The organism is Marichromatium bheemlicum (assembly GCF_012276755.1).
Classification (GTDB): Bacteria; Pseudomonadota; Gammaproteobacteria; order Chromatiales; family Chromatiaceae; genus Marichromatium; species Marichromatium bheemlicum.
Genome location: NZ_JAAXKX010000004.1, coordinates 45,481 through 70,116 on the forward strand (window position 1 = coordinate 45,481; position 24,636 = coordinate 70,116).

General features: G+C 64.2%; 20 protein-coding genes. 10 read left to right on the forward strand and 10 right to left on the reverse strand.

Annotation, left to right across the window (positions count from 1 at the left end; all coding sequences use genetic code 11):
- Positions 1 to 9: 9 nt before the first annotated feature.
- The gene (locus tag HF203_RS04520; RefSeq protein ID WP_168667028.1) at positions 10 to 678 is read right to left on the reverse strand and encodes an SOUL family heme-binding protein; all 669 of its coding nucleotides are present in this window, start codon (positions 676 to 678) and stop codon (positions 10 to 12) included.
- A 134-nt stretch (positions 679 to 812) separates the two neighbouring features.
- Here HF203_RS04520 and hisC point away from each other — a divergent pair, with 134 nt between their 5' ends.
- The 7 genes from hisC (at position 813) to HF203_RS04555 (ending at position 8,112) form a co-directional block, all read left to right on the forward strand.
- Positions 813 to 1,871 carry a histidinol-phosphate transaminase gene (hisC, locus tag HF203_RS04525; RefSeq protein ID WP_168667030.1) on the forward strand — a complete coding sequence of 353 codons (1,059 nt, stop codon included), beginning with the start codon at positions 813 to 815 and terminating at the stop codon, positions 1,869 to 1,871.
- A 127-nt stretch (positions 1,872 to 1,998) separates the two neighbouring features.
- The gene (aroA, locus tag HF203_RS04530) at positions 1,999 to 3,336 is read left to right on the forward strand and encodes a 3-phosphoshikimate 1-carboxyvinyltransferase (protein ID WP_168667032.1); all 1,338 of its coding nucleotides are present in this window, start codon (positions 1,999 to 2,001) and stop codon (positions 3,334 to 3,336) included.
- Positions 3,333 to 4,001, forward strand: a complete 669-nt coding sequence (gene cmk, locus HF203_RS04535; RefSeq protein WP_168667034.1) for a (d)CMP kinase — start codon at positions 3,333 to 3,335, stop codon at positions 3,999 to 4,001. Before aroA ends, cmk begins: the two co-directional genes overlap by 4 nt.
- Before the next feature lie 133 nt (positions 4,002 to 4,134).
- Positions 4,135 to 5,817: a 30S ribosomal protein S1 gene (gene rpsA, locus HF203_RS04540; RefSeq protein WP_168667036.1), complete on the forward strand. Its 1,683-nt coding sequence runs from the start codon at positions 4,135 to 4,137 to the stop codon at positions 5,815 to 5,817.
- A gap of 77 nt (positions 5,818 to 5,894) precedes the next feature.
- Entirely contained in the window at positions 5,895 to 6,260 is a 366-nt protein-coding gene (ihfB, locus tag HF203_RS04545; RefSeq protein WP_168667038.1) for an integration host factor subunit beta, read from the forward strand.
- 69 nt (positions 6,261 to 6,329) lie between these two features.
- Positions 6,330 to 7,082: a helix-turn-helix transcriptional regulator gene (locus tag HF203_RS04550; protein WP_168667040.1), complete on the forward strand. Its 753-nt coding sequence runs from the start codon at positions 6,330 to 6,332 to the stop codon at positions 7,080 to 7,082.
- 94 nt (positions 7,083 to 7,176) lie between these two features.
- Positions 7,177 to 8,112 (forward strand): DMT family transporter, encoded by a 936-nt coding sequence (locus HF203_RS04555; RefSeq protein WP_168667042.1) that lies wholly within the window; start codon positions 7,177 to 7,179, stop codon positions 8,110 to 8,112.
- Here HF203_RS04555 and HF203_RS04560 read toward each other — a convergent pair.
- The 4 genes from HF203_RS04560 to HF203_RS04575 all read right to left on the reverse strand — a co-directional run bounded on the left by HF203_RS04560 (position 8,057) and on the right by HF203_RS04575 (position 12,648).
- On the reverse strand, positions 8,057 to 8,710 hold the full coding sequence (locus HF203_RS04560; RefSeq protein ID WP_168667044.1) for a cytochrome b/b6 domain-containing protein: 654 nt from the start codon (positions 8,708 to 8,710) through the stop codon (positions 8,057 to 8,059). The two genes, HF203_RS04555 and HF203_RS04560, sit on opposite strands and share 56 nt — an antisense overlap.
- On the reverse strand, positions 8,710 to 10,359 hold the full coding sequence (locus tag HF203_RS04565) for a tetrathionate reductase family octaheme c-type cytochrome (protein WP_168667046.1): 1,650 nt from the start codon (positions 10,357 to 10,359) through the stop codon (positions 8,710 to 8,712). The genes HF203_RS04560 and HF203_RS04565 overlap by 1 nt, the downstream gene beginning before the upstream one ends.
- Positions 10,360 to 10,705: 346 nt before the next feature.
- Positions 10,706 to 11,851 carry an aminotransferase class V-fold PLP-dependent enzyme gene (locus HF203_RS04570; RefSeq protein ID WP_168667048.1) on the reverse strand — a complete coding sequence of 382 codons (1,146 nt, stop codon included), beginning with the start codon at positions 11,849 to 11,851 and terminating at the stop codon, positions 10,706 to 10,708.
- Entirely contained in the window at positions 11,848 to 12,648 is an 801-nt protein-coding gene (locus HF203_RS04575) for a L,D-transpeptidase (RefSeq protein WP_210424635.1), read from the reverse strand. The genes HF203_RS04570 and HF203_RS04575 overlap by 4 nt, the downstream gene beginning before the upstream one ends.
- Before the next feature lie 428 nt (positions 12,649 to 13,076).
- Here HF203_RS04575 and HF203_RS04580 point away from each other — a divergent pair, with 428 nt between their 5' ends.
- The 3 genes from HF203_RS04580 to HF203_RS04590 all read left to right on the forward strand — a co-directional run bounded on the left by HF203_RS04580 (position 13,077) and on the right by HF203_RS04590 (position 18,995).
- Positions 13,077 to 14,309, forward strand: a complete 1,233-nt coding sequence (locus tag HF203_RS04580; protein WP_168667052.1) for a metallophosphoesterase — start codon at positions 13,077 to 13,079, stop codon at positions 14,307 to 14,309.
- Positions 14,306 to 17,806 carry a YhaN family protein gene (locus HF203_RS04585; protein WP_168667054.1) on the forward strand — a complete coding sequence of 1,167 codons (3,501 nt, stop codon included), beginning with the start codon at positions 14,306 to 14,308 and terminating at the stop codon, positions 17,804 to 17,806. The genes HF203_RS04580 and HF203_RS04585 overlap by 4 nt, the downstream gene beginning before the upstream one ends.
- A gap of 298 nt (positions 17,807 to 18,104) precedes the next feature.
- A complete protein-coding gene (locus HF203_RS04590; protein ID WP_168667056.1) occupies positions 18,105 to 18,995 on the forward strand; it encodes a TetR/AcrR family transcriptional regulator in 891 nt (296 codons plus the stop codon).
- 44 nt (positions 18,996 to 19,039) lie between these two features.
- On the opposite strand, the gene HF203_RS04595 is transcribed toward HF203_RS04590, so the two are convergent.
- Genes HF203_RS04595 through HF203_RS04615 form a run of 5 tightly spaced genes read right to left on the reverse strand, consistent with a single transcriptional unit; the run spans position 19,040 to position 24,612 of the window.
- Positions 19,040 to 19,453, reverse strand: coding sequence for a MaoC family dehydratase (locus tag HF203_RS04595; RefSeq protein WP_168667058.1), 414 nt, complete (start codon positions 19,451 to 19,453; stop codon positions 19,040 to 19,042).
- Positions 19,454 to 19,467: 14 nt separating this feature from the next.
- The gene (locus HF203_RS04600; protein ID WP_168667060.1) at positions 19,468 to 21,108 is read right to left on the reverse strand and encodes an electron transfer flavoprotein-ubiquinone oxidoreductase; all 1,641 of its coding nucleotides are present in this window, start codon (positions 21,106 to 21,108) and stop codon (positions 19,468 to 19,470) included.
- Between the two features lie 10 nt (positions 21,109 to 21,118).
- Positions 21,119 to 22,888: an acyl-CoA dehydrogenase family protein gene (locus HF203_RS04605; RefSeq protein ID WP_168667062.1), complete on the reverse strand. Its 1,770-nt coding sequence runs from the start codon at positions 22,886 to 22,888 to the stop codon at positions 21,119 to 21,121.
- A 17-nt stretch (positions 22,889 to 22,905) separates the two neighbouring features.
- Entirely contained in the window at positions 22,906 to 23,835 is a 930-nt protein-coding gene (locus HF203_RS04610; protein ID WP_168667290.1) for an electron transfer flavoprotein subunit alpha/FixB family protein, read from the reverse strand.
- Positions 23,836 to 23,850: 15 nt separating this feature from the next.
- Positions 23,851 to 24,612, reverse strand: coding sequence for an electron transfer flavoprotein subunit beta/FixA family protein (locus HF203_RS04615; RefSeq protein WP_168667064.1), 762 nt, complete (start codon positions 24,610 to 24,612; stop codon positions 23,851 to 23,853).
- Positions 24,613 to 24,636 lie beyond the last annotated feature (24 nt).

The window sequence follows — 24,636 nt, forward strand, 5'->3', positions numbered from 1 at the left end:
CGGATCGGCTCAGTCCCCGAGCGCTGTCGGTGCGCGCTCGACCTCGACCAGGACCTCGTTGCGGCGCAGGAACGGCAGCGAGAAGGGCGAGTTGTAGCGGGCATAGATCGGCGTGCCGACCGGGCTCAGGCCGGCGCCCTGCACGGCGGCGAGCAGCTGCGACTCATGTTCGCGATAGCGTCCCTCGCCCCAGCCGCCGGAGTAGCGGTGCGCGGCGAGCAGTCGCGCCGGGATCTCGCGGATGTGGACGCGCCCGTCGTTGGGGCGGGGCAGGGTCTCGCGGGTGAAGTGTGCGGGCATGATGAAGCTGATGCGATAGCGTGCTTCACCGCTCGGTTGCTGGGTCACCGGCGCGGTCATGGCGATCTGCTCGCCGCGCCCCAGCGGTTGTTGGTTGACCGGTGCGGTCATGGCGATCTTCCGTGACCCCTGGTTGTTGCCGAAGATGTAGTCGGCGAGCAGGCGAAAGGCGCGACCGCCGACGGCATCGAAGCTGCCCTCGACCTCGACCTCGGCGACCAGCATCGGTGGATAGCGGCGCAGCTCGAAGCCGCGGTGTTGTTCGATCAGGGTATAGGCGGGTTGTTCAGTGGCCATCAGCGCTCCTCCGATGCTGCCCAGGATCAGCGCGAGCGCCAGGGCGGCGAGCGTCGCGCGCCGGATGTTCGATCTCGGCATGGGTCCTCTCCTCGTGACGTCCTTGGTCCCCAGGCTATGGGCGCTGGTCGGTGATTGACAGGGTGAGCCTGACAGTGAGCCGGCCCAGCGGATAAACTGAACGATTGTCCATCCAACCCCGCGATCCGCCGAACATGAGTCAATACTGGAGCGACCTGGTCCACACCCTGCAACCCTATGTCCCCGGTGAGCAGCCCAGGCATGTCGAGCTGACCAAGCTCAACACCAATGAGAACCCCTATCCGCCCTCGCCGCGGGTGCGTGCGGTGCTCGATGATGCGGCGGTCGACGCGCTCCGACTCTATCCCGACCCCGACAGTGGCGCGCTCAGGGCCGCGCTCGCCGCGCGCGCGGGGCTGGCGCCGGAGAACGTCTTCATCGGCAACGGCTCGGATGATGTGCTGGCGCTCGCCTTCATGGCCTTCTTCAAGCAACCCGAGCCGCTGCGCTTCCCGGACCTGACCTACGGCTTCTATCCGGTCTACTGCAAGCTCTTTGGGATCGCCTCGCGGATCGTCCCGCTCAATGCCGCCTTCGAGGTCGACCCGGCCGACTATGCCGCCGAGAGCGGTCCGATCGTGCTCCCCAACCCCAATGCCCCGACCGGTCGGGCGCTGCCGCTCGAGCAGCTCGAGCGCCTGCTCGCAGCCAACCGCGAGCGGGTGGTGCTGATCGACGAGGCCTATGTCGACTTCGGCGCCGAGAGCGCGGTGGCGCTGCTCGCCGAGCACCCGCAGCTCTTGGTGGTGCAGACCTTCTCCAAGTCGCGCTCGCTGGCCGGGCTGCGGGTCGGCTTCGCCTATGGCTCGGCCGAGCTGATCGCGGGGCTTGAGCGGGTCAAGGACTCCTTCAACTCCTATCCGCTCGACCGATTGGCGCAGGCCGGTGCGCTCGCCGCACTGGAGGACGAGGACTACTTCCGCGATTGCATCGCGCGGGTGATGGCCACGCGCGAGTGGACGGTCGCTGAACTCACCCGGCGCGGCTTTGCGGTACTGCCCTCACAGACCAACTTCGTGCTGGCGCGGGTGCCCAACGGTCGGGCCCGCGCGCTCTTCGAGCAGCTGCGCGAGGTCGGGGTGCTGGTGCGCTATTTCGATCGACCACGGCTCACCGAGCACCTGCGCATCTCGATCGGCACTGATGCCGAGATGCGGCGCCTGGTCGAGGAGATCGACCGTCTGCTGGGTTGAGAGCCGTGCTCGCTGGGGTGATTCGGGGCGCGACCACCCCGACATGGCGGTTTACCCGGCTGTGCCCGGGCGCGTAAAATTAACCGTTTATCCATAAAAACCCGGTCGACACGACGCGGAGGGACACTTGGCAGAGGTTGAGGATATCCGTTATCTGGTGGGTCCCGGCGGGGCGCTCACCGGGCGGTTGCGCGTACCGGGCGACAAGTCGATCTCGCACCGCTCGATCATGCTCGCGGCGCTGGCCGAGGGCGAGACCCGGATCAGCGGTTTTCTCGAGGGCGCCGATGCCCTCGCCACGCTCGCGGCCTTTCGCCGCATGGGCGTCGAGATCGAGGGTCCGGAGGCGGGCAGGGTGCGGGTGCGTGGGGTCGGTCTGCACGGGCTCGAGGCCCCGGACGCGGTGCTCGACATGGGCAATTCCGGCACCTCGATGCGGCTGCTCGCCGGTCTGCTCGCCGGTCAGCGTTTCGCCACCACCCTGGTCGGAGACGCCTCGCTGACGCGGCGGCCGATGCGTCGGGTGACCGAACCGCTGGCGCGGATGGGCGCGCGCATTGAGACCTCGGAGAGCGGTACCGCGCCGTTGCGCATCACCCCGGTCGAGACACTCGCCGGGATCGATTACGCACTGCCGGTGGCCAGCGCCCAGATCAAGTCGAGCCTGCTGCTCGCCGGGCTCTTCGCCGCGGGCGAGACCTGTGTGACCGAGCCCGCGCCAACGCGCGATCACACTGAGCGCATGCTCAGCGCCTTCGGCTATCGGCTGCGTCGCGACGGCGCTCGGGTCTGTCTGAGCGGTGGCGGACGGCTGCAGGGCTGTGAGCTGGTGGTGCCGGCCGATATCTCCTCGGCGGCCTTCTTCCTCGTCGGTGCGAGCATCGCGCCGGGCTCGGATCTGCTGCTCGAGGGGGTCGGTATCAACCCCACCCGGATCGGCGTGATCAACATCCTGCGCGCCATGGGCGGTGACATCGAGCTGCGCGACGAGCGCATGGCCGGCGGCGAGCCGGTGGCCGATATCCGCGTGCGCCACGCATCGCTCCACGGCATCGAGATCCCGCGCGACCAGGTCCCCCTGGCCATCGACGAGTTCCCGGCGCTGTTCATCGCCGCCGCCTGTGCCGAGGGCGAGACCCGGCTCGGCGGCGCCGAGGAGCTGCGGGTCAAGGAGAGCGATCGCATCCAGGTGATGGCCGATGGTCTGGCCACGCTCGGCATCGAGGCCGAGCCGTTGCCCGACGGCATCCGTATCCGTGGCGGCGCGCTCGGCTCGAACCTCGGGCGCGCACCGATCCAGGCCCACGGTGATCACCGCATCGCCATGTCCTTCGCCATCGCCGCGCTACGTGCCGCAGGGCCGGTGGAGATCCACGACTGTGCCAATGTCGAGACCTCCTTCCCCGGCTTCCCACGGCTGGCCGCGCGCGCCGGGTTGCAGATCGAGGAGCAACAACGCGCATGATTCCGGTAATTACCGTCGATGGTCCCTCTGGGACCGGCAAGGGGACCCTGACCGCGCTGCTCGGTGAGCGGCTCGGCTGGCACTGCCTCGATAGCGGGGCGCTTTATCGGGTGCTGGGGCTCGTCGCCGGTCGCGCCGGGGTGGACCTCGATGACGCTGAGGGGCTGGCGGCGCTCGCTGCTGGGCTCGAGCTGCGCTTCATCGAACGCCGGGTGCTACTCGCCGGCGAGGACGTCAGCGACCTGATCCGCACCGAGCAGGCCGGCATGGCTGCCTCGCGGGCCGCCGCGCACGCCCCGGTACGCGCCGCGTTGCTCGAATGGCAGCAGCGCATGGCGCGCGAACCCGGACTGATCGCCGATGGTCGCGACATGGGGACCGTGGTCTTTCCTCAGGCCCCATTGAAAGTCTTTCTCGATGCCAGCCCCGAGGTACGCGCCGAGCGGCGTTATAAACAGTTGAAAGAAAAGGGGTTGGATGCTAGTCTCCCCGACCTCATAAAGGATATCCGCGAGCGTGATCAGCGCGACCGCAACCGTGCGGTCGCGCCGCTGCGTCCGGCAACGGACGCCGTGACGCTGGATTCGACCGCGATGTCCATTCAGGAAGTGCTCGATCGGGTCTTGGAAGAGGTAAGGCGCGTCTTCCCGGAGCTGGTCTCTTGACGTCGACCCCGTCCTTCGGGATGGGCCGACACTTGGTCGGGTCGGTGCGCTGCATCGACCTTGTCGTTTAATTCATCACCCACCGCTCCGGACGGAGTGGAACGCGCGCCGTTCTTCAGGATAATTGGATCTCATGACCGAAAGCTTTGCCGAACTTTTTGAACAGAGTCTGAACACCACCCAGCTCCAGCCGGGCACCATCGTCATTGGTACCGTCATCGAAATCACGTCCGATAACGTGATGGTGAACGCCGGGCTGAAGTCCGAGGGCGTGATCCCGCGCAGCCAGTTCATCAGCGCCGAAGGCGAGCTCGAGGTCGCCGTCGGCGACGAGGTCGAGGTCGCCCTGGACGCAGTCGAGGACGGTTTCGGCGTCACTCGTCTGTCGCGCGAGAAGGCCAAGCGTTTCGCGGCTTGGGATCACCTGGAGAAGGCCTTCGAGGCCGCCGAGACCGTCAAGGGCATGATCAACGGCAAGGTCAAGGGTGGCTTCACCGTCGACCTCGGCACCGTGCGTGCCTTCCTGCCGGGTTCGCTGGTCGACGTGCGTCCGGTGCGCGATACCACCTACCTCGAAGGCAAGGAGCAGGAATTCAAGGTCATCAAGCTCGATCGCAAGCGCAACAACGTCGTGGTGTCGCGCCGTGCGGTGGTCGAGGAAGAGTACAGCGCCGAGCGCGAGGCGCTGCTCAAGAACCTCGAAGAGGGCATGGAGATCAAGGGTATCGTCAAGAACCTCACCGACTACGGTGCGTTCCTCGACCTCGGCGGTATCGACGGCCTGCTGCACATCACCGACATGGCCTGGCGTCGTGTCAAGCACCCCTCCGAGGTGGTCGAGATCGGCGACGAGATCACCGTCAAGGTGCTCAAGTTCGACCGTGAGCGTCAGCGCGTCTCCCTCGGCCTCAAGCAGATGGGCGAGGATCCGTGGGTCAACATCTCGCGTCGCTACCCCGAGGGCACCCGTGTCTTCGGTAAGGTGACCAACATCGCCGACTACGGCTGCTTCGTCGAGATCGAAGAGGGCGTCGAGGGTCTGGTGCACGTCTCCGAGATGGATTGGACCAACAAGAACATCCACCCGACCAAGGTCGTCGCGCTCGGCGACGAGGTCGAGGTCATGGTGCTCGACATCGACGAGGAGCGTCGCCGCATCTCGCTCGGCATCAAGCAGTGCGCACTCAACCCCTGGGACGAGTTCGCCGCCACCCACAAGAAGGGTGACCACGTCACCGGTAAGATCAAGTCGATCACCGACTTCGGTATCTTCATCGGTCTCGAGGGCGGCATCGACGGTCTGGTGCACCTCTCCGACATCTCCTGGGACGAGTCCGGCGAGCAGGCCCTGCGTCGTTACAAGAAGGGCGACGAGCTCGAGACCGTGGTGCTCTCGGTCGACCCCGAGCGCGAGCGCATCTCGCTCGGCGTCAAGCAGCTCGACAAGGATCCCTTCTCCAGCTTTGTCGCACTGCACGACAAGGGCAGCATCGTCACCGGCACCATCACCGAGGTCGACCCCAAGGGTGCGACCGTCGCGCTGGCCGAGGGTGTCGAGGGCTATCTGCGTGCCTCCGAGATCTCGCGTGACCGTGTCGAAGACGCGCGCACCGTGCTCAAGGCTGGCGAGGAGATCGAGGCCAAGTTCCTCGGTGTCGATCGCAAGAACCGCACCCTGTCGCTGTCGATGAAGGCCAAGGACTTCGAAGAAGAGCAGGCAGCACTCAAGGGGTATGCCCGCGAGTCGGCCAGCGGTACCGCAACCCTCGGCGACATCCTCAAGGAGCAGATGGAAGAGGCCCAGCGCGGCAACTAATGCCGGCTTGACGCTTCCATGACCCTCCGGGGCTCGCCATCTGGCGGGCCCCGCATGCTTTTCCAGGAGTCGATACCATGACGAAATCCGAGCTGATCGACGTTCTGGCCGCCGAGCAGGACCATCTTCCCTACAAAGATGTCGAAGAGGCGGTTCGTAAGATCCTCGAGCGCATGAGCAGCGCGCTCGCATCCGGTGAACGGATCGAGATTCGTGGCTTCGGAAGCTTTTCGCTCCATTACCGCCCACCCCGCATCGGTCGCAACCCGAAGACCGGCGAATCGGTGGCCCTGGCTGGCAAGCACGTCCCGCACTTCAAGCCAGGCAAGGAACTCCGGGATCGCGTCAACCAGGCATTCCAACGGGAGCGGGCCGCGCAGCTCGACGTCGACCACGACGACGAGGCCAGCGCACCTCCCTTGCAGGTCGCAGTCTCCAGCTGAGACCGCTCGACGGGCATCGTGATCATCACGGTGCCCGTTTTCTTTCTAGCCCCGGTGTTTCCCGGCACCATGTGTGACGACCAACCTTATCTGATCGAGCTGCGTCACTACGCCCCTCGGCAGACGCGCCACCATCACCGGCACGCCCAGGTGGTGATCCCGTTGCAGGGCAGCATGGATCTGGCCATTGCCAGCCACGAGACCCGACTCGCTGCGGGGATGGTCGCAGTGCTTGCCCCCGGCGCCCGACATGACTTCAGCGGTAGCGCGCGCAACCGTTTTCTGGTGTTCGATCTCCATGACCCGGTATTGATTGGGATCTGTCTGCAGCCCGATATGGCGCCGCTACGGGCATTAGGTGTGACCGCCTCAGGTTACTTGGCGTTGCTCGCCGGCGAACTCGAACGGGGCGGACAGCGACTCTGCTCGCGCGCGGCGATCACCACCGCCTGCGAACTGCTCACCGAACCGGCTCCCACTTCCAGCGCGATCGAGCAGACCTCCCGGTTGCGTCGTGGCGAACGGTTGCTCGCCGAGTCCGGTGCCGATGGCGCCGGGGTGGCCGAGATCGCCGCGACCATCGGACTCTCGGTGAGTCAATTCAACCGCTTGTATCGGGCGCGTCACGGCTGCTCTCCCAAGCAGGCCCAGATCGCTGCACGGCTTGCGCGGGCGAGTCGGCTGCTGCGCGAGACCGAGGCCTCGGTCTCGACCATTGCCTATCTGCTCGGTTATCGCAATCCATCCTCCTTCTGTGCGTTGTTCAAGCAGCATCTCGGGATGACCCCGAGCGATTACCGGCGCACGTCCGGTCACGGCTGACGAAATACCGAATCCTTTGCGCGATTTGCTGAACGACGCCAGTCCCATCCTCCTTTAGGCTGTTGCGAGTCGTTGTCGATGAGATGCTCCTGCGATGTGGATGATCCTGGTTGCCGCCGCGCTTTGGGGGATGCTCGGCCTGTTTGCGGTAACGCTCAATGGCGCTGGTTTCGATGGTCAACAGGTGGCGCTCCTACGTGTCCTCGGTGCGGCATTGTGCATCGTGTTCGGTGCACGCTGGTTGCTGTGCGGTCTCGATGGCCGCTCGTTGATCTCGCAAGCCCCCTGGTTGTTGCTCCACGCGATGATCGGGGTGCTCGGTTACAACCTTTGCTATTTCCAGGCAATCGATGTCGTCGGTGTCGCTATGGCGGTGGTCCTGCTCTATACCGCGCCGCTCTGGGCTCTGGTCCTGGGGGTGGTGCTTGATGGTGAGTCGGTGACCGGTCGCGGGCTTGCCGCTGCGCTCGCCGCTGTGTGCGGGGTGGGATTGTTGCTCGGACAGGGGGTGTCGACAGCAGGGGGATCGATGGAGGGGGTGATATTCGGGCTTGCGGCTGGGGTCTGTTATGCCCTCTATCCGGTGCTCGGACGACGGCTGGTCGTGCAGCTCGGACCGGATCCGGTCATGGCCAGTGGCTTTCTCCTCAGCGCCCTGGTGTTGCTGCTGTTACCTGAGACTTGGGAGGTGCTCGCAGGGCTCGCGGTGCACCGGGGAGAGGGAAGGATCTGGGGGGCCTTGCTGGCGATGACGCTGCTCGGGACCCTGCTCGCCTATGCCCTGTTCACCCGAGGGCTGCAGCGGGTCACCGCCTCGCGGGCGGCGGTACTGGCCACCGTCGAGCCGGTGGTGGGGGTGCTCGGTGCCGTGCTCTGGGTCGGCGAAGGCCTCTTGCCGTTGCAGTGGGGTGGGTTGGCATTGATCCTCGTTGGTGCACTGCTGGTGGCCATCCCTGGCCCGGGGCTCGACCAGGTCAGCGGATCATCGCCGGCTGATCCTTCTCCAGATAGGCCTCTTCCTCGGGGTTGAGATCGACCAGGTCAAAGCCGGTGATCATCGGGGCGACGTGCTCGCGGAAGGAGTGTCCGGTGGTGAGCATGTAGACATGGATGAAGGCGAAGGCAAGGATCGCGAAGGCCGCACCGGTATGGATCATCGCGATGGCCTCCAGCCAAGTGGTCGCGAGGGGGATGTCGCGCCACAGGAAGTAGAAGATATAGAGCAATCCGGTGACCCAGATCAGCGGGAAGAGCACCACCTTGAGCATCAGATAGGCCAACGCCTGGAGCGGGTTGTGCTTGCGCCAGAAGGCCTTGCGATAAGGGTGACGCTCCCCTCTGAAGATGCCGTAACTGTAGAAGCGCAAGACCTGCCAAAGGCCGCGTCCGGTGGGCAGGAAGTGACGCCAGGTCTCGGTGGTGAACAACCAGAACACGCTGAACAGCCACAGGATCAGCAACGCGGTCGCGGCATACATGTGGACGGTGACCGCGGTCTCGAAGTCGAACAGGTTGTGGAAGCCGTGCAGGCCGAAACCGGTGAACATCAGGATCACGATCAGCACCATTTGGCTCCAGTGCCAAAAGCGTTCGAAACGCCCGAATATCAAGACCTTACGCATCGCCATCAGTGTTGTTCTCCCTTCGAGAAGAGCCGGATCAGGGCATGGATGAGGATCCCGAGCAAGGTCAGGCCGACTGCGAGGATACCGATGAGATCAAGCCAACGGTTATGGTCGCGTCCAGGCAGATAGACGCCCTCGAGTCCGGCCAGCCGCCCCTCGGCAGCATGGCAGTCGCGACAGGCGAGGGCGTCCTCCTTGGGTGCGACCATGTGGGTGATCGGCCACCAGGAAAGGGTCTCGACGAAGCCGAATTCGCCAGAGTAGTCGAGCCCGAAGTCGGCCATCCCCCGGGCGATGGCCTGCCCCATGTCGTAATTCCCCCAGTAGGCGGTATCGTCGACGCCCCAGAGATGGGTGTAGACCAGGGTGGCGTTGCCGGCATCATAGGGCATCCAAGTGCGCATGCGCTTGAACGGCCAGATGCGTGAGTCGCCATCGGCGCGCGTACCACCGAAGTGGTTGACCTCGATTGGCTGCTGGCTGTCGTCGAACCGGGTATCGATGGTGGTGTAGTGCATCTGTCCATCGAACCAGGCGTATTCCGGGACCACGTCCTCGGCGTAGATGAAGTCCCCCTTGATCGATTTGTAGGTGTAGCGCTGTTCGCCGTTGCCCTGGGTGTAGCCGTGTTCGTGATAGCCCTCGCCATCATGGGTCTTGCCAGCGGTGCGCCAGTCCCAGTCGGTGATGGTGGCCACACCGCCGCGGGCGAACTCGGGGATGTGGCAGGTCTGACAGGCCACGCTCGAGATATGGTCGTTGAGCTTGAAGGCGCGCACCGAGTCGATCGGATGTGGGGAGAGCCCGTGACAGGACTCACAAGTGGCGACATCACGGCGCTCGCCGGGGAGACCGGTACCCTCGGTGTCCTTGGCGATGACCTTGTAGCGACTCCCCGCCCAGAGGTGCTGTTTGGTGATGTGGCAGGCGGTGCAGGCGAAATTGAGTCCTGCGGCGTCCATGTGAACATCGAGCGTACGCGGAGGGTCGATGAGCGCGGTGGAGAGGTCGCCATGCTTGACGTTGTCGCCACCGCCGCCGTTGAAGTGACAGGTGCCGCAGTTGGCGCGGCTCGGTAGGGCGACGTTTCGGGCGATCTCACCGAGATCGAGCGGGGGCATGTCCTCGAACATCACCGAGCAGGCCGAGTGGCCCTCGTTGTTCGGGGTCTTATAGTAGTTGCCGGTGCCGTCGTGACAGACCAGACAGTCGATCTGGGTCTGGTCGGTGAAGTCGAAGTGCTCGTCCTTCCAGCCGTAGCCGGCATGACACTGGGCGCACATCCCCTCGTTGCCACGGGCGTTGGTGCAGAAGTTGTTGATCAGGTGACGCTTCCCGAGCTGCTGGTCGGTCTCGGGGTCCACATAGTCCCAGGTCCAGTGGATGTTGCGCATGAAGTGCTGGCCGGTCTCGGTGTGGCAGCTCAGGCAGGCCTCGGTGACCTCGGGACCGGTCGTGAAGGTCTGTTGTAGGACCTCGAACTTGGTATGGTCGGCGCTGCCGCCGCTGAGTGGGCCAGATTGTTGGGGCCGCTGCCCCGGTGTCTCCAGCGCCGTCTGATCTACCGCTGTGGGCGACGGCTGGGTCGCCGCCGTCGGTGAGCAGGCGGCCAGCATCAGACCCACGGCGACCAGTCGTGTGGTGATGGACATCTCGCACCTCGGATTGGATGAGGAAGGCTTTGCGGACCGGACTTGTGTCGAGAGGATCGCCCGCTTCGGGGCTAAATAAACACACAAATCACGACCGCCGCCTTGAGCAAGCGCAAGTTGCCCACGTTTTGTCTCCGTCCCCGCCGATCAACCGGGTGGGTGCCGGGGCTGCGCTACATCAGTGCAGCATGGCCGGTACCAGCAGATAGCCGATGATGGTCCCGAAGAAGGTCCCGAGCAGGGCACCTAGCAGGATTCCGTACCACTTCACGCCGTTACGACTCCAAGGAGGTGGGGGATGAGGCCATTGTGCCCCCGGCGGTAAACGGCCGGCAAGGCGTGCGCCTCAGCCACGGGCGAGCTGCTCGACGCGTTCCATGGCCAAGGTCAGGGTCTCCTCGGTGGTGTGGAAATGCGGGGAGAACCGGATCCCTCCGCCGCGCTGGGCACAGAGTACCTGGTTGGCCATCAGTGCCGGATAGAGCCGCTCGCTCGCTACCTCCGGCACACGGAAGGTGATGATCCCGGCGCGGCGTTCCGGTGCGCGAGGACTGAGCAGCTCGAATCCGCGCCGATCGATCGCCTCGATCAGCCAGTCACAGCGTTCCCGGATCAGGGGCTCGATGCGGCTTATACCGACGTCCTCGAGTAACGACAGACTCGCCTCTAACGCATGGACGGCGAGCAGGTTGGGGCTGCCACACTCGAAGCGGCGGGCCTCAGGCGCTGGTGTCCAATCGTACTGCTCGAAATCGCCAGGGTTGGCGACCATGTGCCAACCGAATTGATGTAGGCCGAGTGTCTGGCGGTGGGCGGGGGCGGCATAGAACAGTGCCAGTCCCTCGGGACCGAACATCCACTTGTGACCGTCGGCGACGACGAAATCGGCACCGCTGTCGGCAAGTGAGAAGGGCTGTGCACCGAGGCCCTGGATGGCATCGACACAGAAGCGGATGTCATGTGCGCGACAGAAGGCGCCGATCCGCGCCAGATCGAGCCGTAGGCCGCGGGCGTACTGTACCCAACTTACCGCGATCAGGCGGGTGTGTTCGTCGCACAGGGCGCAGAGATCGCCCTCTGGATCGCTGCTCTGGTCTAGATCGAGCGCCCGCCAGCGTACCCCTCGTGGGGCCAGTGATTCCCAGACGATGCGGTTTGAAGGGAATTCCTGGGCGATTCCGACGACGTTCTCGCCCGTGCGCCAGGGCAGACCGTGGGCGATGACCGAGAGCGCCTCGGAGGTATTCTTGAGCAGGGCGATGCTGGCGCTGTCATCGCTGCCGATGAGTCGTGCCAGACGGTGTCGTAGGTGTGTCTCGACCTCCAGCCACTGGAGATAGTCGAGCGACCCGCGTGCGGCATTGTCGGTGGCAAAACGGCATACCGCCTCCATGGTGCGCCGAGGCCAGGGACCGATGGCGGCATGGTTGAGGTGACAGAGCTCAGGGTCGAGCGCGAACTCGGCATCGAGTCGGTGACGTTGCAGGCTCATCCTTCGTTGGCCTCTGCGGTGTTTGCCGCACCAGGCGAGGGATGTTGCGCCATCCCCGAGTTGGGGGTGAGACGCGGTGTGGTCTGCTCGGGGGGGCGAGGTACGTCCTCGGTCGGTGCGGGCTCGGTGATGGTCGTCGTTTGTGCGGCGGTCGCAGCGTCCCCCTGGGGAGCGGCGCTGGAGGGTGCCGATTGTGGCTGCCGGCGTGGTTGCACGGTAGCGGCTGGTGGGGGGGGCTCGGGGACCGTCTGCGCCGGGGCCGGAGTGCGCTGGGCACGGGCGGTACGCTCGGCGGCGAGCCGTTGCTGGCGCTTGGCGTAATCACCGTAATCAGGACCGCTTCCGATGATGATCACCGGGGTCCCGCGCCCGACCTTGGCGAATAGTAATGGCGCGACCTCCGCGGGCACGCGAATACAGCCGTGCGAGGCCGGGCGTCCGGGGCGGGGGATGGGACCGGCGTGTAGTCCGATACCATCATAGGTCAGGCGCATGAAGTAGGGCATCTTGGCACCGACGAAACGGGCGCCATCGGGGGCCGGGTCACGTCCGACCTTGACGTTCGACTGGATCAGTTTGCCGCCAGCACCGAAATAGCGTCCATAGAGGTTGGAGCGCTTGTTCTCGACCTTTTCCATCACCGCGAAGCGGCCGGTCGGAGTGGGGTGGCGTGAGACCCCGGTAGCGACAGTGGCCCAGCCGATCTCCTCGGCCTCATCGTAGAACCGCGCCTTTTGCTCATCGGTGTCGATGACGATGTGCGAGACCCGTCGTCCGTCTCCGTTCCAGGCGTACAACGCCGGCTCCTTGGGGATGACCGGGGTCGATTGTGGGGGCGGTGGTGCGGGTTGCTCGACGGGGCGTGGTGGGGGTGTCGGCTGAGGCTCTGGGCGCGTCGCCAGCCGAGGCCATTCACTACACCCGCTCAGCACGGTGAGGGCGAGCGCACAGCAGCAGAGGGCCGCCGCCCGGGGTCGAGCCAGGGTCCTGAGGGGGGGCGTGTGGGAGCTGCTCATCATGGGATTCCCCGGTGGTTGATTCGGTGGCGTTGCAGCCTTCTCAATATGATTAGGATAACGTGCCCAGGTTTCGAGGGCATCCGCACCATCGCGTCGATAACGGCTACGAGCACGGCAACTCGAATACACGCGGTTGGACAGGGCGTGCAGGGCAGGGCGAGAATGCCCGGATCAATGGATCCGCAGCCGCATGGAGGGTTGGACGCGTGAGATTCCTGCACGCCGCCGACATTCATCTCGACAGTCCGCTACAGGGGCTTGAGCGTTATCCCGGCGCACCGCTCGAGGCCCTACGAGGCGCCACCCGGCGCGCCTTGGTCAATCTGGTGGAGCTGGCGCTCGCCGAGTCCGTCGAACTGCTGTTGATCGCCGGGGATCTCTATGATGGTGATTGGCGTGACTACAACACTGGGCTGTTCTTTATCACCCAGATGCAGCGCCTGCGGGCTGCGGGTATCCCGGTCTGTCTGATCGCGGGCAACCACGATGCCGCCAGCCAGATCACCCGTGTCCTGCGACTACCCGACAACGTCCATGTCTTCGCCACCGATCGTCCCGAGACCCGGGTCTTCGACTCACTCGGCCTGGCTGTGCACGGTCAGGGGTTCGCGACTCGGGCGGTGACGACCGACCTCAGCCGCAACTATCCGCCACCCGTTGCCGGGTTGTTCAACATCGGGTTGTTGCACACGGCGCTCGAGGGGCGAAGTGGGCATGCTCGTTATGCACCGTGTCGGCTCGAGGCACTGCGTCAGCATGGTTACGACTACTGGGCACTGGGCCATGTCCATACCCGTGAGGTGTTGGCCGAGGCACCCTGGGTGGTGTTCCCGGGCAATCTTCAGGGACGTCATATCCGTGAATGCGGAGCCAAGGGGGCGACCTTGGTGACATTCGATCATGACCATCGGGTCTCGCTGCAACATCGCGCCCTCGATGTCGTGCGTTGGGCACGGGTCGAGGTGGCGCTCGATGGTTGTGATGACCTTGACGTGGTCCACGCCCGGATCGACCAGGCGCTGGCGCGCACTGGTGAACAGGCCGAGGGGCGTACCCTGGCGCTGCGTCTGGAGCTGACTGGTACGACGGGGCTCGATGCCCAACTGCGCGCCGAGTACGAACACCTGGTCAATGAGTGTCGTGGACTGGCTGGCGCGCACGGTCATCGACTGTGGCTCGAACAAGTGCGGGTGGAGACCCGACCCGAGGGACAGACCGTGGTCGCTGATGCCGCGCTCGGTGGTCTACTCGAGGCGATCGAGCGCCTCGAGCTCGATCCATCGACACTTGCCGAGGACCTCGAGCCACTCGCTACCCGGTTGCCGTCCGCCGTGCGCCAAGGGGGGGGCGATCCTACCGATCCGCAACTCCTGCGCGCCTGCCTCGAGGATGTACGAGCCTTGCTGCGGGCGCGTCTGCTCGGGACCGAACAACGATGAGACTGCTGCGACTGGAATTGCGCGCCTTCGGCCCCTTCACTGATCGGGTGCTCGATCTGAGCGCCGGTGAGGCGGGGCTACACCTCGTCTATGGTCACAACGAGGCCGGTAAGAGTTCGGCGCTGCGTGCCCTGCACGGGCTTTTCTATGGTATCCCAGAGCGGACCCGTGACGACTTCTGCCACCCGGCCCGAGCGCTGCGTATCGGTGCCGTTTTAGTCAGTGCTGCAGGTGAGCGGCTGTACTGCGTGCGGCGTAAGGGACGCAAGCACACCCTGCTCGATGCGCACGGCGAGCCGCTCGAAGAGGCGTCGCTTCAGCGTCTGCTCGGTGGCGTCGACGCCGGGGGGTTTGCGCGCCTGTTCGGGATCGATCACGAGACCCTGGTCAGTGGTGGTCGCACCCTGCTCGAGGAGCGTGGTCGCGAGGCCGAGGCCCTGTTTGGCAGTGGGCTCGGTCGTGTAGCAGTCCATCGGGTCCTATCCGAGCTCGATGAGGCCGCTGCAGCGCTGTTTCGCCCGCGCGGACGCAAGCCGCTGATCAACGCCGCACTCAGTGCACGCGCCGATCTCCAGCGCCGCCAGCGTGAGGTCGAACTCAGTGTGCACGACTGGCAACAGGCCTGCGCCGAGCGTGATGCTGCGCACCAGGCATTGGTCACACTCGACCGTGAACGCGACCAGGTCTTGCGAGAACGGGCGCGCCTTGAGCGAATCCGCCGTACCCGTGCCGATTTGGAACTCCGTCGTGGAGTGCTGGCGCGGTTGGCGGAGTTGGGTGAGCGGCTACATCTACCAGAGGATTTTGCCGCGCGTAGACATCAGGCCGAGACCCAGCGTATCCGTGCCATCGAGTCACGTGAACTGGTCTCGGCGCGGCTTGCCACGCTCGAACAGGCGCTGGCGGGAATCGTCGTCGACGACCGGGTGCTGGCCGCTGGCGCCGAGCTGGCGGCCTTGCGCGAACGCCTCGGCAGCCATCGTAAGGCCGCCGCCGACCGATCGATGCTGGTTGCCCGACGTGATGCGTTGCAGGCTCGGGTCGTCGAACGGGTGGCCCGAGTCGACGCCGAGGCCGCCGCCACACCCACCGAGGCGCTGCATGATTGGTTGGATGTTCGCCGGCGCGTCAACGCACTGGGCGAACGTCGTGAGACACTCTGGGGTGAGCGGCAACGGGCCCGGCTAGCACGCGACCGCGCCGAGCAGACCTTGGTCGAATGCGAGCGTCAGCTCGCTGCGTGCGATCCTCCACGGTCATCGACGTCCCTGGAGCTGGCGCTGGATCAGGCGCGTGGGGCAGGGGGGCTGGATGCCGAACTTGCCGAACTCGCTGCCGAGGCGCGTGCACTCGAACAGCACTGCGCCACGGCACGCGCGCGTCTGAACGGTTGGGAGCTTGAGGTGGAGGCCCTGCTGAAGGTCCCGCTCCCAGAACCCGAGACGCTTGAACACTGGGTCGCCCGCGCCGAGGCGCTGGATCAGGAGCAGCAACGACTGCACGAGCGGCGACAACGCTGCGAACAGGAAGCGAACACCATCGCCGCCGAGCTGCGTACCCTCGAGGGGGACGGTGAGGTCCCCTCCGAAGCGGCGCTGCTGGCGATGCGTGAGACACGCGAGGAGCATTGGGCGGCGCTCAAGGCGTATCAGGGGTCGATGCAGCAGGAGACGGGGCGGGCGCTGGCGTCGCGCTTCGAGCAGGCGCTGCGCGATGCCGATACCCTGGCCGATCGACTGCGTCGTGAGAGTGATCGGGTGCAGCGTTACCAATCGCTACAGCGGCGGGACGAGGCCTGCGCACACGAACGCGCGGCCTGCCGCGATGTGGCCGATGAGTTGGAGGCTGCAGCTGAGGACTTCGAGACCGCCTGGCAAGCACTCTGGCGTGAGTGCGCGCTGGCGCGACCACTCCCACCACGTCAGATGCGTGCCTGGCTCAATCAGGCGCTGCGTCTACGTGAACAGGTTGAACGCTGGGTTGCCGTGCGCAATCAACGCCAGGCGCTCGAACAACGGCGCCACGAGTGTCTCGGGCTGCTGCGTAAGGTGCTATCAGCGCTCGGAGAGACACCGCCGGCCGAGCACGAGGGCATCAACCTCTGGATCGGTGAGTCAACGCGAGTGCTCGATCGGCTCCACCACCAAGCCCACATCCATGCCGCCTGTATCTCCGCGCTGAGCGAGGCGCGCCAGGCCCGCGAGCACGCGCGCAGCGGTGCCGAACAGGCCGAGCGTGAGTGGTCGGTCTGGGCGCGTGACTGGGGCGAGGCGATGACCCGGATCGGGCTTGCCATCCACTGCTTGCCGGCCGAGGCCCAGGAGCATCTTGCTGAGTTGGCCGAGGCGTTGCAGGACGCCCGTGAAGCGGCCGGATTTCAGACCCGTATCGATGATATCGATACCGATGCCCAGCACTTCGTCGCCGAGCTGCGCGCTCGGGTTGCGCACCTGGCGCCGGATCTCGTCGATGCGCCCGTGGAGCTCGCGCTCGAGACCTTGGATACGCGCCTCGAGCACATGCGTGCCCAGCAAGAACGACACGACGAGCTGCAGCGCCAACACGATGAGGCGCAGCGTCAACTCGAGATGGCCACCGGGGCCTTACGCGGTGCCGAGGCGCAGCTTGCCGATCTGTGCAACCAGGCCGGTTGTCGCGAGGCTGATGAATTGGCCGGGGTGGAAGAGCGTGCTCGACTGCAGCGTGAACTCGAACAGCAGCTCGAGGCCATCGAGGTCCGCCTGCTGGAGGCGGGTGACGGTCTCGCTCTGGAACGCCTCGAGAACGAGGCGGGCGCCGAAGACATCGCCGGAGAGGCCTTGCTGGAGACCTTGGCCCAAATCGAACGCCGTCTCGATGAGACGCTCGATCCCGAGCGCGAGCGTCGCTTGGCGGTACGCGTCGAGGCCGAACACCGTCTTGCGGCCATGGATGGCACCGATACTGCCGCCTCGGTGGCCGAGGAGATCGCAGGTATCGATGCCCAGCTGCATGATCAATGCGCACGCTATCTACGCTATCGGCTGGCAGCAAGGGTACTGCGTGAGACCATCGAGCGCTTTCGGCGCAGTCATCGCGATCCGATCCTGGCCCGTACCGCCGAGGCCTTCACCCGTTTGACCTGTGGTGCGTTCAGTGGGGTGGAGAGTGACTTCGGTGACGACGATCAAGCAGTACTGGTGGGGATTCGTGACAACGGTGAACGGGTGCGTGTTGAGGCCATGAGCACCGGGACGCGAGATCAACTCTATCTTGCTTTGCGCCTGGCAGGTTTAGAGCATCATCTAGGTCAGGCTGAGCCCTTGCCGTTCATCGTCGATGACATCCTGGTGCAATTCGATGATACGCGTGCGCGGGCTACTCTCGAGACCTTGGCGCTGTTCTCCGATCAGACCCAGGTGATCCTCTTCACGCATCACCAACATCTGCTTGAGCTGGCGCAATCGGTCGATCCCGATGGGCGCAGGGTCTTCATCCATCGCTTGGATCAGGTCTGATCTGAGTGGGTAATGGGTTGAGCCAGACCTTTATGAAAGGAGAGTGGCCCCAGCTAATCTCTGGGCCTACCTTCTGCCACCTCCTTTATTTCGCATAATGTATATTATGTTAACTTAAGGATCCTTTTTTCTTTTCTTTCTGGTGGTGAAGACGTGGTCCAAGGTGCGGTCCTTTGTTTTTGGATTTTTTATCCAATCTATTAAAGAAAACTTGTCAAATAACTGTTTAGGTAGTTTATAAGAAAAAACACACGTGTTATTCTCAACTCAACCTTCATTTCCAAAGGCGCATCACACCATGAGAGCCAACCCTCCCACAGACCCGGATCGCGAGGCAGCCATCCTCAGACTCGCTCGCGAACGACCAGAGCTTGGTCAGGCATCAATCTCGCGCCTGCTATGCGCATCAGGATTACGCATCTCTCCATCCGGGGTACGCTACGTCCTGCAACGCCACGGACTCGAGACCCAGGTCAAGCGCCTCAAGGCGCTGGTACGCAGTACACCAGAGGGAATCAAGGGACTTGATCAACGACAACGCGCCCTACTGGCCCGCGGCAAACTCTCCGAGGAAGATCCTATCGAGGACGCACCACCACGCGATCGCCGTACGCGCATCCTCGATGCCGCCGCCGAACTCTTCTTCGACCTCGGTTACGACGGTACCTCGATCCGTGACATCGCCGGCAAGGTCGGCCTCCTCCCCGGCTCGGTCTATCACTACTTCCCATCGAAGGAAGAACTCTACCTGGCCGTACACCGCACCGGGATCACCCGGGTCGAGGCCAGAATCAAGGCTGCCATCGCTGATCTAGACGATCCATGGGAGCGATTGCGTGTTGCCTGTGAGGTCCATGTAGCCGGGATCGTCGAAGGTTCACCCGTAGATCGGATCACGGGACGCAATCTCGCACTGGTTGGAAAACACAACCTACTCAAACGCATCACGCCGTTTCGCAAGACCTACGAAAACCTCTTCCGTGAGCTCATCGAAGAACTCCCTGTCGCCGCAGGTACCGATCGCTCGCTCCTACGATTGTTCCTACTCGGTGGAATGAACTGGGCGTGTCTGTGGTACCGACGCGGGATCCGAACCCCAGAGGAGATCGCCGACATCATGCTGGATATGGTACGTCAAGGCGTCCATTCAGCGCCGCACACGATTGTGCAAACGCCAGAGACCGCCTAAGCAGGCGGTCTCTCTTCCATTCTCAAATTTGGCGCGGATGGGGATCAGACCTGGAGCCAGGGCACGTACATCCGCGCTTCACCAACGATCAACACACGCTCCGTCTCGGCGTCGACGCAACACGTCTCAAGGGTCACGATCGGCTTGTCCTCGCGAATCGCGGTGATCTCGACCGAGGCGGTCACCGGCATATCGAGATAGACCGGTGCCTTGAAGTTCAGCTCCTGGCCAAGATAGATCGAGCCATCACCAGGCAGGTGATGCCCGAGCAATGCCGAGAACAGACTCGAGACCAAGATCCCATGCACGATCCGCTGCCCGAACCGGGTCTCGGCGGCATAGTCGGCATTGAGATGCACCGGATTGAGATCGCTCGAGAGTTCGGCGAACTGACGCACGTCGGCATCACTAAAGGCGCGCGTCAGGGTCGCACGTTGACCGATTTTGAGGGTCGACATCCTTGGTTCCTCATTCACATGTTCGGGTAGTTCGGTCCACTCCCCCCCTCGGGGGCGACCCAGGTGATGTTAGCGGCCGGATCCTTGATATCGCAGGTCTTGCAATGCACACAGTTAGCGGCATTGATCTGCAACCGCAACGCGGCGCCCTCCCCCACCAACTCATAGACCCCGGCCGGACAATAACGCTGTGCGGGTTCGGCATAGTCGCTCAGATTGCTACCGGTCGGGATCGATGGATCGGCCAGGTGTAAGTGACAGGGCTGATCCTCCTCGTGCGCGGTATTGGCAAGATACACCGAGGAGAGTCGATCGAAGCTGAGCACCCCATCCGGTTTGTCATAGGTGATCGGTGAACAACGATCAACAAGGTCAAGTCTGGCGTGATCAGGCGCATCATCGGTGCGACGAAGGGCTCGCCGCGCACCGAGCAGACGCTGATCAAGGGTATTGAAGGCACCACCGAACACCGTGCCAAAACGGCGCAAGGCCGTGCCAAAATTACGCCCAGCTCGTAGATCGGCATAGAGCCAGGAATCATGCAGTCGGGCATCCAACCCAGTGAGATCCCGACCACCAGGATCACCTGTAGCGAAGGCCGCAAGGATCTCGTCGGCAACCAACATGCCGCTCTTGAGCGCGGTATGCACCCCCTTGAGCTTGGCGTTATCGAGGGTCCCTCCCTCGCATCCAGCTAGACACCCCCCGGGAAAATGTTGTCTCGGCAAGGCATCGAAACCACCCTTGACCAGGGCGCGCGCGCCATAGGCCAACCGTGTTCCGCCTGCGAGTGTCCCCGCAAACAACGGATGATGCTTCATTCGCTGAAACTCGTCGAAGGGACTGAGCCAAGGATTGCGATAATCGAGATCGACGATCAGCCCGACAGCGACCTGACGCGCACTCAAGTGATAGAGAAAGAAACCACCGTGGGTCCCTTCGGGTAGGGGCCAACCGGTACCGTGCTGTATCAACCCAGGTTCATGTTGAGCCTCGGGGATCTCCCACAACTCTTTGATCCCCAATCCATAATGCTGCGGTTTACTGCCAGCATCCAGTGCAAAACGTTGATACAACTGCTTACCGAGATGCCCGCGACACCCCTCGGCAAAGACGGTCTGACGAGCGTGTAGCTCGACTCCCGGCGCATGATTGTCCTTGGGTCGACCATCAGCACCGATCCCCATATCCCCAGTCGCCACACCGATCACCGCCCCCTGGGCGTCAAACAGCACCTCAGTGGCGGCAAACCCTGGGAAGATCTCGACACCCAGGGCCTCTGCCTCGGCGGCCAGCCAACGACAGAGATTACCGAGACTGACCAACTGACAACCCGCATTATGTAAACTTGGAGGCAACAGCGCCTCGGGGACCCGCCAGCTGCGCCGCGCGTCACGTAGCAGATACAGCTCCTCACGCTCGACCGGCGCCTCCACGGGGGCACCACGGGCGCGCCAATCGGGGATCAACTCGTCGAGCCCTCGAGGCTCGATCACCGCGCCGGAGAGGATATGGGCACCGACCTCGGCCCCCTTCTCCACCACACAGACGCTCGGCGCGGTCTCCGCCTGGCACAGGCGGATCGCCGTCGCCAGCCCGGCCGGACCGGCGCCGACGATGACCACGTCAAACGTCATCACATCACGATCACTCATCAGCGACTCCTCAGAATTGCTCGGCATCGAGTGCCATCAGACTCGTCGCTCCAGCCAGCACCGAGGTCAACGCACCCTGGGTACGCGCCAGCAAATGCTCACAATAGAATCGCGCCGTGACCAACTTGGCCTCGAGGAAGGCGCGCTCACCCTCCCCATCGGCGAGCAACCGGAACGCCGCCAGGGCGCTGCGCGCATGCATCCAACCACCACAGAGATAGCCCAAGAGCATCAACAACTCGACACTGACCGCACCGGCCAACTGACGATCAGCGCCGGCCTCGCGCAACACCCAGCCGCATGCTTGGCGCGCCCTGGAAAGCGCCTCGGCAAAGGGGCCGATGAGTACTGCCAGGGTCTCGTCCTCGGCGCGGCCGAGTGCAGCCAGGGTCTCGTCCATCTCGACGAACAGGGACTCGAGCCCCGCCCCCTCGTCGGCGAGCAGCTTGCGCGAGACCAGATCGAGCGCCTGGATCCCGGTGGTCCCCTCGTAGATGGTGAGGATGCGGGCATCACGATAGTGCTGCGCGACCCCGGTCTCCTCGACGAATCCCATGCCGCCATGGACCTGGATCGCCAGCGAGGTCAGTTCCTGGGCGAACTCGGTGATCCAGCCCTTGACGATCGGGGTGTAGAGCTCGAGCCGAGCGAGATGATGAGCGCGGCCCTCGGCATCATGGGCACCACAGGCGCGGTCGCGTTCGGCGGCAGCCTCGAGCACCAGGGCACGCATCGCCTCGAGACCACTCTTCATCGTCATCAACATCCGCCGAACATCTGGATGAGCGATGATCGGCACTCGTGAACCGTCACGCCGCGTCCCCTGCAAACGCTCCATGGCATAGAGCCGCGCCTGCTGGTAGGCGCGCTCGGTGATCGCCAACCCCTGTAGACCGACCACCTGGCGCTCGTGATTCATCATCGTGAACATGTAGGCGAGCCCCTGGTGTGGTTCGCCGACCAGCTCTCCCCAAGCATCGTCGAACGCCATCACGCAGGTCGGACTGGCGTGGATCCCGAGCTTGTGTTCGACCGACAGGCAACGCACCCCATTGTCCTGGCCAGGGGTCTCCGGGCGATGCTTGGGGACCACGAATAACGAGATCCCCTTGACCCCGGGTGGGGCATCAGGTAAGCGCGCCAGTACCAGATGGACGATGTTGTCGGTCATCCGATGATCACCCCAGGTGATGAAGATCTTCTGACCACTGATGCGATAACCCTGGCCATCGGTATCGGGCACCGCTCGAGCCTTGATCGCCGCCAGATCGGAGCCGGCATCGGGTTCGGTGAGGTTCATGGTACCGGTCCACTCGCCACTGGCCAGGTGTGGCAGATAACGCGCGCAGAGCGCCTCGTCACCATGCTCGGCAATGGCGTCGATCGCCCCCTCGGTGAGCATCGGACACAACGCCAATGACAGGTTGGCGGCGTGCCAGATCTCGCTGACGGCGGCGTTGAGTACGTTCGGCAGTCCCTGACCGCCGTGACGCTCATCGACCATCAGCGACTGCCAGCCACCCTCGGCGAACTGCCGATAAGCCGCGGCAAACCCCGGAGCCTCGACGACCCCGTGCGTATCCATGCCAACCCCCTCGCGGTCACCGACCACGTTGAGCGGCGCCAGCACTTCGGCGCCGAGCCGGGCGGCCTCATCGATCAGGGTGTTGGCGAGCTCGAGATCGACTCCTTCGAACCCGTGCTCGACACAGAGCGCGTCGAAGTCGATCAGGTGACGCAGGACGAAGTCACTCTCACGATAGGCGTGCTGATAACTCATTGCATATACCAAAAGAGTCAGATTTGTTCGATAAGCTCGGGGACGGCCTCGAACAGGTCGGCGACCAAGCCATAGTCGGCCACTTGGAAGATCGGCGCATCGGGGTCCTTGTTGATCGCCACCACCACCTTGGAGTCCTTCATCCCCGCCAGGTGTTGAATCGCCCCGGAGACCCCGAGGGCGATATAGAGTTCAGGGGCGACGACCTTGCCGGTCTGACCGACCTGCAGGTCATTGGCGACGAACCCTGCGTCGACCGCAGCGCGCGAGGCCCCGACTGCCGCCTCGAGTCGATCGGCGAGCTGGTAGACCAACTCGAAGCCCTCGCGACTCCCCAACCCGCGCCCCCCGGAGACCACCACCCGGGCACTGGTCAGCTCGGGCCGTTCGGACTCGGCACGCTGCTCACCGAGCAACCGGGTCGAGGGCGCCTCGATCACCTGCTCGAGTTCGACACGCTCGGCATCACCACCACGGGGCTCGACGGCGGCAAAGGCGGTCTGACGCACCGTCAGCACCTTCACCGGATCATCGCTCTCGACCGTGGCGATGGCATTACCGGCATAGATCGGTCGACGGAATCGCGACGACGATTCGACACCGATTACCTCGGAGAGCTGATTGACCCCGAGTCGCGCCGCCACCCGCGGCATCAGGTCCTTACCGACACTGCCGGCGGCGGCCAGCAGATGGCTGTACCCGGCGCTGACCGCAACGACCAGGGGGGCGAGGTTCTCGGCCAGGGATGCGGCATAGACCGGATCATCGGCCACCAATACACGCTCGATACCTGCGATTGCACAGGCACGCGTCACGGCGTCTGCACACCCCTCCCCGACCACCAGCAGATCGCAAGGTGCGCCGAGTTGACGGGCCGCCTCGATCACATGGTAGGTCGCCGCTGCCAACTGCCCCTTGTCCAGGTCTGCAATCACCAAACTACGCATCATCTCACCCTCCACTCAGATCACCTGCGCCTGGCGCAGGTGCTCGACCAGTTCACCGACCGATTCGACCCGACGACCACCGGCACGCGGCTCGGGCGGATGTACGGCCAAGGTCCGGGGCCCGGGCGCCGGATTCACGCCGAGCTGCTCGGGAGCGGTATGGGCAATGGGTTTACGCCGGGCCTTCATGATGTCGGGAGCACGGATGAAGCGCGGGGTGTTGAGCCGCAGATCGGTAGTGACTACCGCAGGCAGACGCAGGGCCAGGGTCTGCAGCCCACCATCGATCTCGCGAACGACCTCGACCTCCTCGTCTCCGAGCTCGAGTCCGGAGACGAAGGTGCCCTGGGGGTAGTCGAGTAGCCCGGCCAGCATCTGCCCGGTCTGGTTGTTGTCGCCATCGATCGATTGCTTGCCAAGTAGCACCAGCCCCGGCTGTTCCTCACGCACCAAGGCGGCGAGCAGCTGCGCGATGCCGAGCGGACCGAGCCCCGCCGTCTCCGGGGTCTCCGGGGTCTCGATCCAGATCGCTCGATCAGCCCCCATCGCCAACGCGGTTCGTAGCTGCTCTTGCACCACCTTAGGACCAACCGAGACGGCCACCACCTCACTGGCCTTGCCGTCCTCACGCAGTCGTACCGCCGCCTCGACAGCGATCTCACAGAAGGGATTGATGGCCATCTTGACGTTAGCCAGATCGACATCCGAGTGATCGGACTTGACCCTGACCCTGACGTTGTAGTCGATGACCCGCTTGACCGGGACCAGTACCTTCATGACTTCCTCCTCACGCACCCCGGA

What these genes read in the sequence shown, in the direction of transcription:
- HF203_RS04520 (WP_168667028.1), bottom strand. Translation starts at nt 678, where the DNA reads ATGCCGAGATCGAACATCCGGCGCGCGACGCTCGCCGCCCTGGCGCTC.
- hisC (WP_168667030.1), top strand. Translation starts at nt 813, where the DNA reads ATGAGTCAATACTGGAGCGACCTGGTCCACACCCTGCAACCCTATGTC.
- cmk (WP_168667034.1), top strand. Translation starts at nt 3,333, where the DNA reads ATGATTCCGGTAATTACCGTCGATGGTCCCTCTGGGACCGGCAAGGGG.
- rpsA (WP_168667036.1), top strand. Translation starts at nt 4,135, where the DNA reads ATGACCGAAAGCTTTGCCGAACTTTTTGAACAGAGTCTGAACACCACC.
- ihfB (WP_168667038.1), top strand. Translation starts at nt 5,895, where the DNA reads ATGACGAAATCCGAGCTGATCGACGTTCTGGCCGCCGAGCAGGACCAT.
- HF203_RS04550 (WP_168667040.1), top strand. Translation starts at nt 6,330, where the DNA reads ATGTGTGACGACCAACCTTATCTGATCGAGCTGCGTCACTACGCCCCT.
- HF203_RS04555 (WP_168667042.1), top strand. Translation starts at nt 7,177, where the DNA reads ATGTGGATGATCCTGGTTGCCGCCGCGCTTTGGGGGATGCTCGGCCTG.
- HF203_RS04560 (WP_168667044.1), bottom strand. Translation starts at nt 8,710, where the DNA reads ATGGCGATGCGTAAGGTCTTGATATTCGGGCGTTTCGAACGCTTTTGG.
- HF203_RS04565 (WP_168667046.1), bottom strand. Translation starts at nt 10,359, where the DNA reads ATGTCCATCACCACACGACTGGTCGCCGTGGGTCTGATGCTGGCCGCC.
- HF203_RS04570 (WP_168667048.1), bottom strand. Translation starts at nt 11,851, where the DNA reads ATGAGCCTGCAACGTCACCGACTCGATGCCGAGTTCGCGCTCGACCCT.
- HF203_RS04585 (WP_168667054.1), top strand. Translation starts at nt 14,306, where the DNA reads ATGAGACTGCTGCGACTGGAATTGCGCGCCTTCGGCCCCTTCACTGAT.
- HF203_RS04590 (WP_168667056.1), top strand. Translation starts at nt 18,105, where the DNA reads ATGAGAGCCAACCCTCCCACAGACCCGGATCGCGAGGCAGCCATCCTC.
- HF203_RS04595 (WP_168667058.1), bottom strand. Translation starts at nt 19,453, where the DNA reads ATGTCGACCCTCAAAATCGGTCAACGTGCGACCCTGACGCGCGCCTTT.
- HF203_RS04600 (WP_168667060.1), bottom strand. Translation starts at nt 21,108, where the DNA reads ATGAGTGATCGTGATGTGATGACGTTTGACGTGGTCATCGTCGGCGCC.
- HF203_RS04605 (WP_168667062.1), bottom strand. Translation starts at nt 22,888, where the DNA reads ATGAGTTATCAGCACGCCTATCGTGAGAGTGACTTCGTCCTGCGTCAC.
- HF203_RS04610 (WP_168667290.1), bottom strand. Translation starts at nt 23,835, where the DNA reads ATGCGTAGTTTGGTGATTGCAGACCTGGACAAGGGGCAGTTGGCAGCG.
- HF203_RS04615 (WP_168667064.1), bottom strand. Translation starts at nt 24,612, where the DNA reads ATGAAGGTACTGGTCCCGGTCAAGCGGGTCATCGACTACAACGTCAGG.